General features: G+C 39.7%; 12 protein-coding genes. 7 read left to right on the top strand and 5 right to left on the bottom strand.

Translation table 11 applies throughout. From position 1 onward, the window contains the following. Nucleotides 1-26 precede the first annotated feature (26 nt). From METTI_RS02760 to hisS, 4 genes are read right to left on the bottom strand one after another with little or no spacing between them, the layout of a single operon-like run. On the bottom strand, nt 27-539 hold the full coding sequence (locus METTI_RS02760) for a hypothetical protein (protein ID WP_023844290.1): 513 nt from the start codon (nt 537-539) through the stop codon (nt 27-29). Beyond that, nucleotides 508-1,137: a hypothetical protein gene (locus METTI_RS02755; RefSeq protein ID WP_023844289.1), complete on the bottom strand. Its 630-nt coding sequence runs from the start codon at nt 1,135-1,137 to the stop codon at nt 508-510. Before METTI_RS02755 ends, METTI_RS02760 begins: the two co-directional genes overlap by 32 nt. Further along, nucleotides 1,137-1,628, bottom strand: coding sequence for a hypothetical protein (locus METTI_RS02750; protein WP_023844288.1), 492 nt, complete (start codon nt 1,626-1,628; stop codon nt 1,137-1,139). Before METTI_RS02750 ends, METTI_RS02755 begins: the two co-directional genes overlap by 1 nt. Continuing rightward, complete coding sequence (gene hisS / locus METTI_RS02745; protein WP_023844287.1) at nt 1,625-2,860, bottom strand: histidine--tRNA ligase; 1,236 nt, start codon at nt 2,858-2,860, stop codon at nt 1,625-1,627. The genes METTI_RS02750 and hisS overlap by 4 nt, the downstream gene beginning before the upstream one ends. 354 nt (nt 2,861-3,214) lie before the next feature. Here hisS and METTI_RS02740 point away from each other — a divergent pair, with 354 nt between their 5' ends. The 5 genes from METTI_RS02740 (at nt 3,215) to METTI_RS02720 (ending at nt 10,471) form a co-directional block, all read left to right on the top strand. Continuing rightward, a complete protein-coding gene (locus METTI_RS02740; RefSeq protein ID WP_023844286.1) occupies nt 3,215-7,261 on the top strand; it encodes a DUF7286 family protein in 4,047 nt (1,348 codons plus the stop codon). 9 nt (nt 7,262-7,270) lie between these two features. After that, the gene (locus METTI_RS02735; protein WP_023844285.1) at nt 7,271-7,876 is read left to right on the top strand and encodes a sarcinarray family MAST domain-containing protein; all 606 of its coding nucleotides are present in this window, start codon (nt 7,271-7,273) and stop codon (nt 7,874-7,876) included. A 31-nt stretch (nt 7,877-7,907) separates the two neighbouring features. After that, entirely contained in the window at nt 7,908-8,507 is a 600-nt protein-coding gene (locus tag METTI_RS02730) for a sarcinarray family MAST domain-containing protein (protein WP_023844284.1), read from the top strand. 99 nt (nt 8,508-8,606) lie between these two features. Then, complete coding sequence (locus METTI_RS02725; RefSeq protein ID WP_023844283.1) at nt 8,607-9,053, top strand: hypothetical protein; 447 nt, start codon at nt 8,607-8,609, stop codon at nt 9,051-9,053. Between the two features lie 119 nt (nt 9,054-9,172). Next, nucleotides 9,173-10,471: a TrpB-like pyridoxal phosphate-dependent enzyme gene (locus tag METTI_RS02720; RefSeq protein ID WP_023844282.1), complete on the top strand. Its 1,299-nt coding sequence runs from the start codon at nt 9,173-9,175 to the stop codon at nt 10,469-10,471. Between the two features lie 52 nt (nt 10,472-10,523). Here METTI_RS02720 and METTI_RS02715 read toward each other — a convergent pair whose 3' ends face one another. Beyond that, a complete protein-coding gene (locus METTI_RS02715; RefSeq protein WP_023844281.1) occupies nt 10,524-11,447 on the bottom strand; it encodes an IS5 family transposase in 924 nt (307 codons plus the stop codon). A gap of 402 nt (nt 11,448-11,849) precedes the next feature. Here METTI_RS02715 and METTI_RS02710 point away from each other — a divergent pair, with 402 nt between their 5' ends. Both METTI_RS02710 and METTI_RS02705 read left to right on the top strand, forming a co-directional pair. Continuing rightward, a complete protein-coding gene (locus METTI_RS02710) occupies nt 11,850-13,325 on the top strand; it encodes a DUF2193 domain-containing protein (protein ID WP_023844280.1) in 1,476 nt (491 codons plus the stop codon). Between the two features lie 50 nt (nt 13,326-13,375). After that, nucleotides 13,376-14,125, top strand: coding sequence for an MIP/aquaporin family protein (locus METTI_RS02705; protein WP_023844279.1), 750 nt, complete (start codon nt 13,376-13,378; stop codon nt 14,123-14,125). Nucleotides 14,126-14,141: the final 16 nt, after the last annotated feature.

Below are 14,141 nucleotides of genomic sequence, written 5' to 3'. Positions count from 1 at the left end.
TTTAGTTTTACTTTCAGGACTTCCCCTCAACTCCATCCATTCTGCATAATTTTCACAGTTATTGATCCTGGTTCACAGCGCGCATTACTTCCAAGTTCAATTACTACAGGAACTGATGCAGCGGTGACATCCCTTCTATTCAAAGAGTTATTTCTATTGCTAATTATCCAATGATAGTTTCCGTCATCTGTTTGTACTTCTACATAGAAGTCAAGGTTAGATGAGAATCTGTGGAAAAACATGTAGTGTGCATTCGGGTCTTGGGAAGGGTTTGACAGAATGTCCAGTGTGTCTGCAGAGATAAGCTCCTGCCTGCTTCCCTGAAGTGATGGATAAGATGCAATGTCCTTTGCTATCATTGCAGCCTGTTCGTAATTCTCAAGTGCATGAGAGTTATCATTGAATGCTATAAATGTCTTTGAAAGGATAGCTGCAAACACAACAAAGCCAATAACAACAAGAGCTGTGGCTATGATATCATTATTCGGTTCCAGAAGTGCGTTCTCATCACTGGTAAACGAGGACATATTCAAGTCCATTCACCTCGCCTCCGTTTCTAACATATATTGTTGTTTCCTGAATACAAAGTTCCTTACTCATGTTCAGATAGAGTTCATCAGTTCCTTTTTTATCAAGAAAATCAGTTACATCTGCGTATGGGAAAACAGAGCTTATAGGCTGGCTGATGTTGCCATTTGCTCCGAACCTCACAGATAACATATCACGGAGTTTATCGTGACTAAAGGGAAGTGTCCTGTAACTTAGCTGCCTGGCGGCTGAAATGTCCTTTCCTTTCTCTTTGAGTGTGCAGAATATATACTCACTACTAATGGATATGTTCAGGTCGCTTATTTTGCTTAATTGCATCTCAGAGCTTTCAGGATCAAATGTCATGCAGTTAAGAGAATTACCTGAACGGGATGATCCTGCCAAATCTATATTTGAAGCAATTTTTGTGGCTATGGTTTCCACTTCATCCTTTCTGGCAATCTCTGCAGAACTGCCAGCAAGACTATAAACTGCCATTAATATTATTACAGTAGCCAGGATTAGTGCCGTTTTTGAGAGCAGTAAGTCTGCCCAGGCAGATTCATCTGTCATCAGATGACCAATGCCAACTTCTTTTCGTTTTTTCATTATGGCTGCGACTTATCACAAAGTATGATAAAAATTTTTCCATTTTGATCGCGGACACTTTCAAGAGTCAATACATGTGGTCCGGGACTGAGAATAAAATAGCCATTTAATGTCTTATTAGAATAGGATGCAGATGATTCTCCTATTGTCTGCTTTCCATTTATTTCAAAATAATAGTTCTCAGCATCTGAAGGCCAAGAATTTTGATTTTCAGGGATTACCCCAAATATTATCTCCACACCTGAAGGAACATTCACATCAAGCGTGACAATGCTGCCTGCTCCTTTAGCTGACATTTGTTCTGCATTTGATTCTATTTCAGAAATGATTGTTCTTGTAATGTATGTTTCTTCACTTTCAATCAGTGAAGAAACTGCTCCTGTCATCAGGATTAGCAATGCTCCTATTGCTATGACAGCAACAACCATTCTCATGGGGAGGGCATCTGCAGCCCTCTCATTTTTCAGGAAAGTTTCAGAAAAGTTATTCATTTGTTTGTGAGCTTTTCAATAACTTCATCGATACTCAGAAGTTCCTGATCACCGCTTATCATGTCCTTTAACATGACCTTTCCGGCTTCAACTTCTTTTTCACCGATTATTATTACATGTTTTGCGCTAATATTGTTTGCATATGATAATTGAGCTTTGAAGTTTCTCTTCATCAAGTCATTGTAAACTGGCATGTGTTTCCTGAGTTCATTGGATGCCTTTATTGCATCAAGACGTGTGCTTTCCTTTGCGATTATCACAACTGGCACATCATCAGGTGCTTCAAGCTCACAGACTTCCATTATCCTGTCAAAACCAAGGCCAAAACCGGTCGATGGTACGTCACCACCACCAAAGAGTTGGATAAGCTGGTATGAACCGCCACCACAGACCTGATTCTGGGCACCGAGACCTTCTGCGTAAATCTCAAAAACAGTTCCTGTGTAATAATCAAGTCCTCTGGCAATTCCAAAGTTTATTGTGTATTGCACACCGTAGGCATCCAGCATAGTAAGAAGTTCCTGAAAATCATCTATCTCTGGCAGGTCTCCAAGAATATCTCTTGCTTTTGTAATTGCATCATTGCCAGTGAGTGAGATAAGTTCGATAAGTTTCTGGCGAAGGTCAACAGGAGCGTTAATCTCCTCAAGGAAGTTGTCAAGTCCTTCATAATCTTTTTTGTCAACAAGTCTCATTATTTTGCTCTGGTTCTCGGTTTCAAGAACACTGAGAAGGTGCCTGATAACTCCAAGATTGTTTACGTTCAGGTCACCTTTGATACCAACAGACTTGAGCATCTCGGTTGCAAGTGCAATTACTTCTGCATCTGCGTCCATCCTTCTGCTGCCAATGAGCTCTACACCGAATTGCCAGAACTCTCTGAAGCGTCCTTTTTGTGGTCTCTCATACCTGAAACAGTTCTCGAAATAGAATAACTTCAAAGGCTGTTGCTGTGCCTGCATCTCGTTGACATACATTCTCATTACAGGTGCAGTAAGTTCAGGACGAAGTGTCATTTCCCTGTCACCTTTGTCAGTGAAGTTGTAAAGTTCTCCAATAACACCTTCACCTGATTTTAGGGTAAAGAGTTCCAGGTTTTCGAATGTAGGTGTGATAATTTCACTGAATCCCCAGTTCTTGACTACCTGGCGCAGTATGCCTTCTACATATCTTCTTTTTCTCGTGTCTTCCGGGAGGAAATCACGTGTTCCTCTTGGCTTTGTGATCTTCATTTTGTGTCAACCTGATAAGTGTGAATTGTAAATATCAAATTTTGAATGTAATTGTCTGAATGCTGTAAGCAACTATTGCTTAATAAGTGCTGAGAAAGCTGAATGGAAAATTACAACTTCCAGTTAAATTATGTCTGCTAGTATAAATGTAGTATATTTTATAGTTTCGATTAGTTCCCGTATGTCTGAACAAATTCCTTTATGGCTGGATTTTTGATGTTTTATTTATGTTACATATAAACGAATATTGATATCTAATTATAAACTTTAAATTAAAATAGAATAAAATCATAAAGTTTAAATATTCTTCTTACCTGCAATGTCCAGCTCAAAAAGCTGAAAAAAGGTAAGTCTATGATATCCGATCCCAAAAACGAAAAACGTAGCTTTAGCCAGGACACCCGGGCTTATATCCCGTTTGTGGTGATCGGTATATTCATTCTGCTTTTTGCAGTAATTGCATCGATATGCCTGACAAAGACAGATTATGCACTTGCTGAAGTGATACACAATACGGATACTACAGATATGGAAAAGACCGCAGTTGAATTTGCTTCCTCTGACCTTGCACGTTGCCTTAATTATGCAGGCATGGAAGCTCTTGCATGGCAGGGAGAACATCCGGTCATAAAGCCTGAAGATCTTACTTACGAACCAATGGATTCTGATGGTTTTTCCGTAGAGCCGGATAACAGGAATACCGAACCAGGGGACAATATAACGGTAAGTGTCACTCTTCCTTCTAATGTACTTGAAGCAATATCATGCCTGTTTTCCGGGAAAACAAGAACTCTTATCCTTAAAAGTGATTCCGGGACAGTTTACCAGTCCATATCCTATGATGAAACTCATTCATTCTGGACATGTTCAGAATTTGGAGAAGAACTGATTATTCCTGTTAATGCGGAATATGGATACGCATATCTTGTGCTTGAGTACGATGGTGAGGAGAAAGCGCTAGACTGGCTCTATGTGGGCAGCAGTCCACTGAAAGACATCACATTGGAGTATTTCAACGAATACCTCAGTACATCATATCAGGAAAACCAGCACACTTTCAACAATTATGCCATCAATATTGATCCAGATGTTTCTCCCCGGCAGATAAGGATTGATACAATCAACGGTACACTCAAAAGAGAAATCAGTCGTTCCCCTGCGGATGATCTAGGCTATCCAATATACTATACAATGACAGTTGAAAATCTCAATTATACTCTGGTAAACCTTGCAGACAATAGTACAACAAGTGGTTCTATGAATGTGACTGCACTTATCACCTCAAGGGAGCCTTTACTTGAAGAACTGGTGAACGAGTATAAAAATGAGCTAAATGACGGGATTACATCGGACATTGTGCTTGGAGCTACAAATATCAGGAGTTTTATTTATGGCCCGTGGCAACATTATCTGAACGGTCCGTTGAATATCGTAACCGGTCCATCTTTATCTGCTTCAGTGAATTCCGGAACTCTTTATACACAGAAGCGTGTGTTTGACTCTGTGGATCCTTGGGCGCTGACCTACACGACATATTATAATGGGAAAGTGCTCTACGAAGATGTCAAAAAAGGTACGAGTTCATATGAAGAAGATTCCGGGAAGAATATCAGCACAACATACGACAGGCTTTCAGATGATGGAACTTTCAATATAAGTGTTGAACAGGGTGTTAACCAATCCATGAAAGAGGCCAACACAACAATGGAAGATGTTGCAGACAATTCCAAAATTATTGTTTCTGTTTCCAATTTTACCAATGAGGTATACAGTAACTGGGTTTACAATGATGATGTATGGAGCAATGCATATCCTGATCTGTTGCATGATGTGACACATGAAGTGTATAGTGGTACAGTACAGGGTCAGGTTTTCAGGGATGGATTTGATACGTCTGCACCTTACGGTTTATTGAGCGGTACAACAACATTTGATTCCGTTTCATATGATACTGGAGAATCAAAATTAGACAAAGCAATTACCTGGACCAGTCATCATCCTATATCCGTTTCACATACGTGTGCTCTTTCTCCTGATTACAGTTTTAGTGATGTCTTCGACTTGAATCATAAAGTAAGTGTTGATGCTTCTTCTCATAAATGGTATTTCAACAATGTAAATGTACAGCATGTCTCTACAAATGTCGTTTGTGAAAATGTGGATGTAACTTACAATTACCTGGGCAACGATAATTTAGTGGATCTTAAAAGGACAGATGGTTATCTATCCCATGAAAATCATTCTTTTGACTGGAGGATTACCTACAATGTTAGGTTTAAAGTTGAAACACAGTGGAATATCTATTATTCATATCACTGGTCATTCACTACCTATAGTCCTACAGCAGGGAGGCATCATTATGATGGTGATTCTTCCAGTTCATTAAAAAATTATATTATTACAGACGGGATTTCTGTTCCTCATGAACAAACAGAAACCGAATACATAAGCATCGTGTATCATCAGTATCTTCCTTCAGGTGGGTATGTTGGAGAAGATTCAATCTACGACTCCGGAAGTTCCAACGATTACAGGAATACAACTTTCATTGTCAATGGAGTTAAGCAATATGATCCCGGCTGCAGCGATGCTGCAGATAAGTATCGTGATAAGTATGTTGATTTGTACGAGATTGAAAAAGGTTACAATACCTATAGTGACGGAACTTCTCTTTCCGATGAAAAAGTCTATTGCGATATTCCTTTGTGGCTTCATAAGAACATGAGTCAGGAAATGGAAAGCATGTTCGATGCCATAAATACTGATAATCCTGCGAGGGAAGTGTACTTGCTTGGTGATAATCTTGGTAAAAATCCAACAACATTGATACAGGAGGCTTCACTAGACCTCGCTGCTGAAATGAGAGCTTCCTCCAAAAGAGATTCTTTCATTGAAGAATCTCAATATATGGAATCAGGGGAATTTAGTACAAGCAGTGATGCATGTCGTGCAATCTCAAAGAATGAAGCTTATGACCGCTTACTCAGGGAGCTAAAGGAGCGGAACAAAGACACAGAGGAGTCTTTTAATGAGTATATCAATGACTCTTTTGAGAAAGAACAGGGTCATTCTCTCCTTGATCTTGTACAAAATAAAATATCCACTGACGTTCTCTTTAACAATCCTGCTATGGATAAAGCTTCAACTGCTCTTGCTGCTGAAATGGGTATTATTGAAACAATTGAAGTTGTGGGAATGCCAAACAGCAAGTATAACTGGACTGAGAATATGACTCTTGTTGTAGATCAGTATCCTGATTATCTTTACCATGATCCGAATTTCGATCTCCAGAGCCAGTATAAATGGGATGATGGAACCGGAAAAGAAGTTTATCCGCTGGCTGTCAGAAATGTGTGTGTTTTCTCCACAGGCATAGGTGATGATATTGCTGAAATGCTTTCAGGTGCATCTGAACCACTTAAAGACATGATATCCCAATCCATGAGCCAGAGTATTTCAGACGCTAATGCAGAAATAGATTCCCTGCTTACAGATCTTGCAAGCAACAGTACGGAGCTTGTCATGAATGGAGTCTCAACGGATACCACTCTCATAGAACAAAACCGCAGTAAAATGATGGATGAATATAGCGATAGCATCAGGGGACAAATTCCCGGAACTATTGCTGATGAGATTTCCGGAGATCCTGTTCTAAGCACCTGGATAAGCGAAGAGGATGTTCTCATAATTACAGAAGCATATCTTGACTCACTTTCCGATGAGGAAATCGTGGATATGGCTTCAGAAAACACTTTACAGGATGAAATTTTATATCGCATCAGCCTGAAAATACAAAATGACAATCCATCCATAAATTCCGATGAAATGGATGCGGTTCTTTATCGTCTTGAAGCCGATCTGCGTATAGGAATCTCAGAAGGCGTCTGCAAGTCAATTGAACTCTGCCAGGAAACAATAGATCAGTGTTTTGAAAACATCAACAATGAGTTACAAAACAAACTGGATGAATCCGGTGAGAAGCTTACCGGTAAACTTGCCGAACAGATTGAAAAGAGGCTCGAAAAGTCCATGAAATATGTTCCATGTGGCCTGCCGGTGATTCCACCTAATTGGGTGTGTACTGTGAATGTGTGGGAATATGATGTGAAAGGTGTTTATCAAGAGTTTGAAGTTATTGATAATGACAACGAGTGCATTTTTAATTCATATTTTGGACACGATGCGCAAGTTTACGTTAGGAAAAATGAAAGGATTGCCCATCCTACTAAAAGAGATGAAAAAGGTGGATATATTTATCTCGGTAGTAATCAGTTGATTGAGTTCAATTTTTCAGGCTACGCAGCAACAGTTGTAGGACCAGGTTCAAAAGGTGTTGGTGATAAGGTAGGAGAAAGAGATGAAAAATCAATTTATTATGATGAGTTTGAATTACAATTTTGAGGGACTAAAATGAATTATAAGCTAGTTATTATAGGCTTGATATGTTTTTTATTAATGTTTATAGCACCAGCTTCATCGGAAAGCTCTAATCTGAAGATTGATGTATATTATGATGATCAATTGTATTCAGGTTCTTCTACTCCAAAACCACTATTGAAGATAGGAGAACCCTTCCAGCTGAGATTTGAAGTTACATGTTACAAAAGAAATGAATTGTCAGTAATGCTATGGTCTATTGGAGATAATGATTTTGACATAATTGAAGGGCCCACTTCCAAGCTAGGATCTTATACAGATAAAATAGTTGAAGTGAATGAAACATGGATTATTGAGTGGACTGTTGCCCCAAATGAAGCATGGGCAGGAGGTAGTGCACCTATCAATTTTTATTATCAAATGATGGATTTAGAAAAGCCTAGAACTATTGCAAGTGGCGAATTCACCGCGGCCTACGTTACAATCTCAGAAGAGTACTACGATGGTTCAGAATCCACAGAAGATTCAACGTCTGAATCTGAAAGTAAAAGCAGTTCTCCTTCAACTCCTGCATTTACAGCATTATGTGTTGTTTTAGGATTTGTTATGGCAATACTATGTGGAAAAAGGTTGAGCTAGATAAGTTTAATCAAAAACGAAAGGATGTTGTATGAAATTAAAGTCGGTTGTTGTGTGTGCTATCTGTTTATTGTTATTGTTTTCACTTCCTGCCTCTTCAGAAAGTTCTAATCTAAAAATTGATGTGTATTATAATGATCAGTTATATCCGGGTGCTTCAACGCCCAAACCTGTCCTAAGAATAGGTGAGCCTTTTTCTCTTAAATTTGAAGTAACGTGCTATAAAAAGAATTCTCTCTCAGCTATGCTAACATCTATAGGTAATAGTGACTTTGACATAATTGAGGGACCCACATCAAGTTTAGGTTCTGCTACTCATGGAACCATAGAGGAAAATGAAACAAGGTTTTTTGAATGGACTGTTGCTCCAAACGAAGAATGGGCTGGTGGTAGTGCCCCTATTAACTTTTACTACCAAATGATTGATTTGGATACTAGAAAAACAATTACAAGAGGTGAATTCACCGCCGCCTACGTCACAATATCCGAAGAGTACTACGATGGTCCAGAGTCTGCAACTGAGTCAACATCAAACTCAGGGAATGAAAGCAACTCTCCGTCAACTCCTGCGTTCACTGCATTATATGCTGTATTTGTGTTGACAGTGGTAGCTATTTACAAAAGAAAGTAGATTCTGATTAGAATCTACTTTTCATGGTATTGTTCTGAGCTTAATTTCATATGAGTTATATTTATAAACAATACCACTTCAATTGTTTGTGGTGGTTGAATGCTGGAACAAAAATGGGTGGTTGCACCCAAAGTAACTATTGTAATATTGGTAGCTGTTTTTCTGTCTGGTTGCACGGAAAATGGTGTCGAGACAGAGGAACTGATAGAAACTCTTGAAGACGCCGATGTGGATTCATTTTCCATTGAAGAACATTATGGAGATTCTGGAGAGACTATTATAGTTCCTGATGGGATTCAGGTAACAGAATGGAAAATTGCAGTTGACAGGATATTGGTCACACTTGAAAATACTGAAACATCAGGGATTTACATCAACAAGATTTCTGCGGATATATCTTTTGATGATGACATGTCAACTTTTCGGCATTATGAAGCTTCCATGAATGGTGAATTAGGTCCGGGCGAAGTTAAAATCATTTCAATAAGGATACACAGATTCAGTGATTGGGAAAAACCAAGTTTAAAATCGATAGAAGTAAGCTGATTTCATAATTTGCTCATTTTATTGCAGTTCAGGGTTCTGCATAAATCAAAAACATTAAATATTACCCTAATGTACTTTGCTATACATTAGGGACTCTATTTTTTACAGAGGTATAAACTATGGATCATACTAAGATATTACTTGATGAAAATGAAATGCCGAAACAGTGGTATAATATACTTGCAGACCTGCCGGTAGAGCCACCACTGAACCCTGCAACAAATGAGCCAATGAATCCTGCAGACCTTGAGCCCATTTTTGCAAAGGAACTCATCAATCAGGAGATAAGCTCCAAGAGATACATCGACATTCCTGAAGAGATCAGGGACATATACGCACTTTGGAGGCCATCACCTCTGCACAGGGCACACAGGCTCGAAAAGGCACTGGGAACACCTGCAAAAATTTACTACAAGAACGAGAGTGTCAGTCCGGCAGGAAGTCACAAGCCAAACACTGCGATTGCACAGGCTTACTATAATATGAAGGAAGGCACTGAAAGAATCACAACAGAAACCGGTGCAGGACAGTGGGGCAGTGCATTATCACTTTGCTGTAACTATTTTGACATTGAATGTAAGGTCTACATGGTAAGCTCAAGCTTCTACCAGAAGCCATACAGAAAGTCACTTATCAACCTCTGGGGGGCAAATGTAGTCCCTTCACCAAGCACAGAGACACAGTTTGGAAGAAAGATCCGTGAAATGTACCCTGACACAACAGGAAGTCTTGGAATAGCCATCAGTGAAGCTATTGAGGATGCAGCTCTTAATGACAACACCAAGTATGCACTTGGAAGTGTCCTGAACCATACAAGTCTTCATCAGACAGTAGTCGGTCTTGAGACCCAGGCACAGTTTGACAAAACAGACGACTATCCTGATATCGTAATCGGTTGCTGTGGTGGTGGAAGTAACCTTGCAGGTGTAAGTTTGCCATACATCAGAGACAATCTTGCAGGTAAGACTAACACAAGATTCATAGCCGTCGAACCATCCGCATGTCCAACTCTCACATCAGGTGAATTCAAGTATGACTTCGGTGACATGGCCCAGATGACACCTCTGCTTAAGATGTACACACTCGGTTCAGAATTCATACCACCTGCAATCCATGCCGGAGGACTCAGGTACCATGGTGCATCACCAATTGTCAGTAAACTTGTTGCAGATGGAATAATGGAAGCAACCTCATACCATCAGGTCGAGGTTTTCGATGCAGCAGTTCAATTCGCACGTACGGAAGGAATTGCTCCTGCACCGGAATCATCACATGCAATTAAATGCGCTATTGATGAAGCACTCAAATGCAAGGAAACCGGTGAAGAGAAGACCATCATGTTCAACCTCAGTGGTCACGGTCACTTTGACATGGCTTCCTATGACAAGTACTTCAGCGGTGAGCTGAGCAACGACTAAGATATGGTTTAAAAAGTGGCATTTATCGTGCCACCATCTTTATTCTTTTTTGTTATCTTACTTTTAAAAAAGACTGTATTTTTGGCTTTGTAGAAATCCTCATTTTGACAACAATTATAACCTTGACATACCTGTCAAGGTTATGTACAAGCAGCTTGAATTTGACTTCTTTTAGTTGATTCCAATACCTTTTTGCCCTAATTTCTTCACCATATTTCCTTTTCAGGACTGAGAACATCGTTTCAACCAGATTTCTGTTATGATACAANTCTNTNTCAAATTCCCNTACCATTTTTCTGCGGTACAATCCTTTGATTCTCTTCCTTTTTCTTTGTCTCAAAGGAATCATAGCTATGGATTCAAGTTGTTCTCTTGTTAGTGAATGTATGTCTTCTGAATCGTATCCTTTGTCCATTACATAATACTTGGATTTACGATTCTTATGACATTGCTTTAGCAATGTCATTGCATGCTTCGCATCATGAACAGGTTTACCTGAAATCTTGAAACCTGTAATTATGAACTTTTCCGTATCAACAGAGATACTTGTTTTCAGGAAAGATCTTCGTTTCTTTCCTGTTCTCCAAGAGTAATAGTAACTACAATGACCACTAGTAAACCCACTTGAATCAATAGCAGTAATCTCTATCTGTTCCCCATATGAATAAAACAGTTTTAATGTTTGTTGCAGTAGTCCATTGAAGTAGATCGATCTTAATCTTGTAATGAATTTATGGAGTGTAGTAAAGTGTGGAACTTGTTTAAGTCCAATTCTTGCTTTAACTTTATCCATTAATTCTACAACTTCTACTATGTCCCTATAATCTTCATCAAGATATTCTTTCAACAAAACCAATGTCAGTAGTTGGTGTTGAGTATATTTCCTTTTAGAATATTTACAACTATAAATCTGAAGGTGTGAGTTTCCTGATACAGCTAGCGCTGTATCAACAAACTTTAAATACTTATTAGACAAAACACAATCATCCCCTATGTGTTTTCTGTTGCAAGTAATACTTAGGGGACTAATTCTTTTTAAATTATGATGCTGAAATAAAATTCAAAGAAGGTTTTCTACAGAGCCGTATTTTTCCATTTTTCAATTGAGATGAGGTTTAACTGTTGATTTGTCCTACAATGGCTTATGATTGTGTAAACTTTTAGTTGGTTTATTTTAGTTTGGAAATATTTATTTCATATTACCCGACAATTATTATATGGAGTGAAGAAACACCCTGAAAATGGAGTGTTGTTTGGGGCAATAGTTAACCTGATGCTTTACTAAATGGTATGGAGTATCTGGTTTTTTTCAGTTTTTTATAAATGCACTTTTTTCAGGAATAGTTGTCACTTTCAGAAATTGAGTAAGGGGTATAACATGAAAGAGATATACGATAAAATGGCCACAGAAGCCATGAATGCACAGAAAGCTGTAGTCAGTACTATTAACAAGAAGCGTGGAACCGCCTTTAAGGTTGAGGATGCTAAACCTTACGTTGAAGCCGTTAACAAGATGAAGCCAAAGGGAAAGCAGTGTAAAGAAGTGTTTGATCTTCATGTCAATTCAGTAAATACACATTATGAAGTTCTTTCCAGCTTAACAGATAGCGTAAGGCCTGAGGATGATCCGTTCGTTGAACACTATCAGACACCACCAATTCTGGATATTCTTTACGAGGAAGATCCTTCTTTCAGGGAATCTGTGGAGAAATTCATTGACAGGATCGGAAGATCAGAAGCTCTTATCGGGAAAGAATCAATTCGCAGATATGCAGGTTTCTATGGCCCGACATGTGTTGTAGATTTTGCATTTGTTCCGGGAAGTACAAGCAACGTAGTAAACAGGATTCTTGAGAAGACCGATATTCCGGTGGACCATAAGCGTGCAATCCTTTCTTCAAAATCATGGGGTATGAACACCTCTTATGGCATTGGTGCAAAATTCCAGATGGCAATTGAGAATGGTAAAACTCCTACTGAAGCCATTAAAGAGGAAATCGAGATGCTTCAGATGGTCTACGATGCACCTATGGCTGCCCAGGCGAAGCTCATGGATGAGGCAGGACATACTTCTTTTGATGTTAAGAAGTATATGAGTGAGTACAAAAACAGAATGAAGAAAACAGTAAAGGCTGCCATGGATGCAGATGTTTTCTACGGAAACATCGTTACTGTTCCTGCATATGGAGTTGGTGATGTTGCCCACCATATTTCCCAGTCAATGTTTAACATGACAAAGGATGATGTGGTAATGGCAGTTATTAATGCAGTAACTGATGTCATGGATGGCACAATGAACAATGCAATGGGTAAGTTCAAAGATGAATATTCACCTCTAACAATTGCAACCGATGCTGCTGCTGCTGCCACCACAAAGATTCTCTGGATGGATGGCTTCACGACAATGATGGTATTGGATCTTCTTGTCAAGAGGTTCCATAATCTTGTACTCAACAACCCAACAAGAGGTGCAGCAGCCGAACTGCACAATGTTGACTTTATTGACCTCATCGAAAAAGGTGAACGTATCATAGACCACAAACCAAGAGGAATGGGTGGAAAAGTTCAGGGTATACCTGTTGACCTGAGTCCAATTGAGAAGAACGAAGTGCTAAATAATCCACAGCGTTACACATATCCTGCTTGTGCTATAACTGTGAGGTTCTCAGCCCTTATGCGGCTGGCTGATTTCCCATGTCTGCTGACAAGTGAGCCTGTTACTGCTACTATGCTGACAAATATCATAGCCCTGCACAAGACAGAACCTCATTCACCTGCACGTACCTGCAAGTTCTGCGCAGCCAACTACTTTGACTACAAGTGTAAGTACTGTAACTGGACGGAGGCAGTTTGATCACAGATGTGCCTTTTTAAGGCACATCTTGTTTTCAGGCGGGTGATTTTATGTCAGAACCGGGTCTATTAAAGAGATCCATCGCCGAACTGATCGGAACATATGTGCTTGTCTTTTTGGGAACGGGATCAGTTGTCACAACTGTCCTGTTGATCCAGGGTACTGAGTCAATACCAGGCAACACTTTTAATGTGGGAATTGATATTGCAGCATGGTTTGCTATTGGTATTTCTTTTGCCATTGCGATAATTGCCATGATATATGCTTTTGGCCATATATCAGGAACACACATAAATCCGGCTGTTAGCGTTGCATTGTGGGCAACGGGGCGTTTTCCGGCAAAGGATCTGCCGGGTTATATTCTGGCCCAGCTTATCGGTGCAAGCCTGGCATCTTTTACTCTTGTTGCAATACTGGGTTCAAGGGCTGTCGCTACAGGTCTTGGTTCCACGGCAATGTTTGATGGCGTGAGTTATGGTCAGGCGATACTCTGTGAGGCGGTTGCGACTTTCTTCCTTATGCTTACAATAATGGGTTCCGCAGTGGATAAAAGGGCACCGGCAGGTTTTGCAGGACTTGCTATTGGTCTTGTTGTAGCAGCTGATGTTATTGTTGTAGGAAACATAACTGGTTCATCGCTAAATCCGGCTCGTACATTTGGTCCGTATCTGGCGGAGTTTCTCATGGGAGGAACAAACTTCTGGTGGCAGTTCCCTATTTACATAATCGGTCCGATTGCAGGTGCTGTGATTGCAGCTCTGCTTTATGACTACGTGGCAGATGTGAAAGAAAATAACTGAAATAGGCAGCATTTTT

This window comes from Methanolobus tindarius DSM 2278, from assembly GCF_000504205.1.
GTDB lineage: Archaea > Halobacteriota > Methanosarcinia > Methanosarcinales > Methanosarcinaceae > Methanolobus > Methanolobus tindarius.
Note: the sequence above shows the minus strand (reverse complement) of the source record. Positions and strands in the feature narration are given on the sequence as shown.

What these genes read in the sequence shown, in the direction of transcription:
- METTI_RS02735 (WP_023844285.1), top strand. Translation starts at nt 7,271, where the DNA reads ATGAATTATAAGCTAGTTATTATAGGCTTGATATGTTTTTTATTAATG.
- METTI_RS02750 (WP_023844288.1), bottom strand. Translation starts at nt 1,628, where the DNA reads ATGAATAACTTTTCTGAAACTTTCCTGAAAAATGAGAGGGCTGCAGAT.
- METTI_RS02720 (WP_023844282.1), top strand. Translation starts at nt 9,173, where the DNA reads ATGGATCATACTAAGATATTACTTGATGAAAATGAAATGCCGAAACAG.
- METTI_RS02730 (WP_023844284.1), top strand. Translation starts at nt 7,908, where the DNA reads ATGAAATTAAAGTCGGTTGTTGTGTGTGCTATCTGTTTATTGTTATTG.
- METTI_RS02710 (WP_023844280.1), top strand. Translation starts at nt 11,850, where the DNA reads ATGAAAGAGATATACGATAAAATGGCCACAGAAGCCATGAATGCACAG.
- METTI_RS02755 (WP_023844289.1), bottom strand. Translation starts at nt 1,137, where the DNA reads ATGAAAAAACGAAAAGAAGTTGGCATTGGTCATCTGATGACAGATGAA.
- METTI_RS02725 (WP_023844283.1), top strand. Translation starts at nt 8,607, where the DNA reads ATGCTGGAACAAAAATGGGTGGTTGCACCCAAAGTAACTATTGTAATA.
- METTI_RS02740 (WP_023844286.1), top strand. Translation starts at nt 3,215, where the DNA reads ATGATATCCGATCCCAAAAACGAAAAACGTAGCTTTAGCCAGGACACC.
- METTI_RS02705 (WP_023844279.1), top strand. Translation starts at nt 13,376, where the DNA reads ATGTCAGAACCGGGTCTATTAAAGAGATCCATCGCCGAACTGATCGGA.
- hisS (WP_023844287.1), bottom strand. Translation starts at nt 2,860, where the DNA reads ATGAAGATCACAAAGCCAAGAGGAACACGTGATTTCCTCCCGGAAGAC.
- METTI_RS02760 (WP_023844290.1), bottom strand. Translation starts at nt 539, where the DNA reads ATGGACTTGAATATGTCCTCGTTTACCAGTGATGAGAACGCACTTCTG.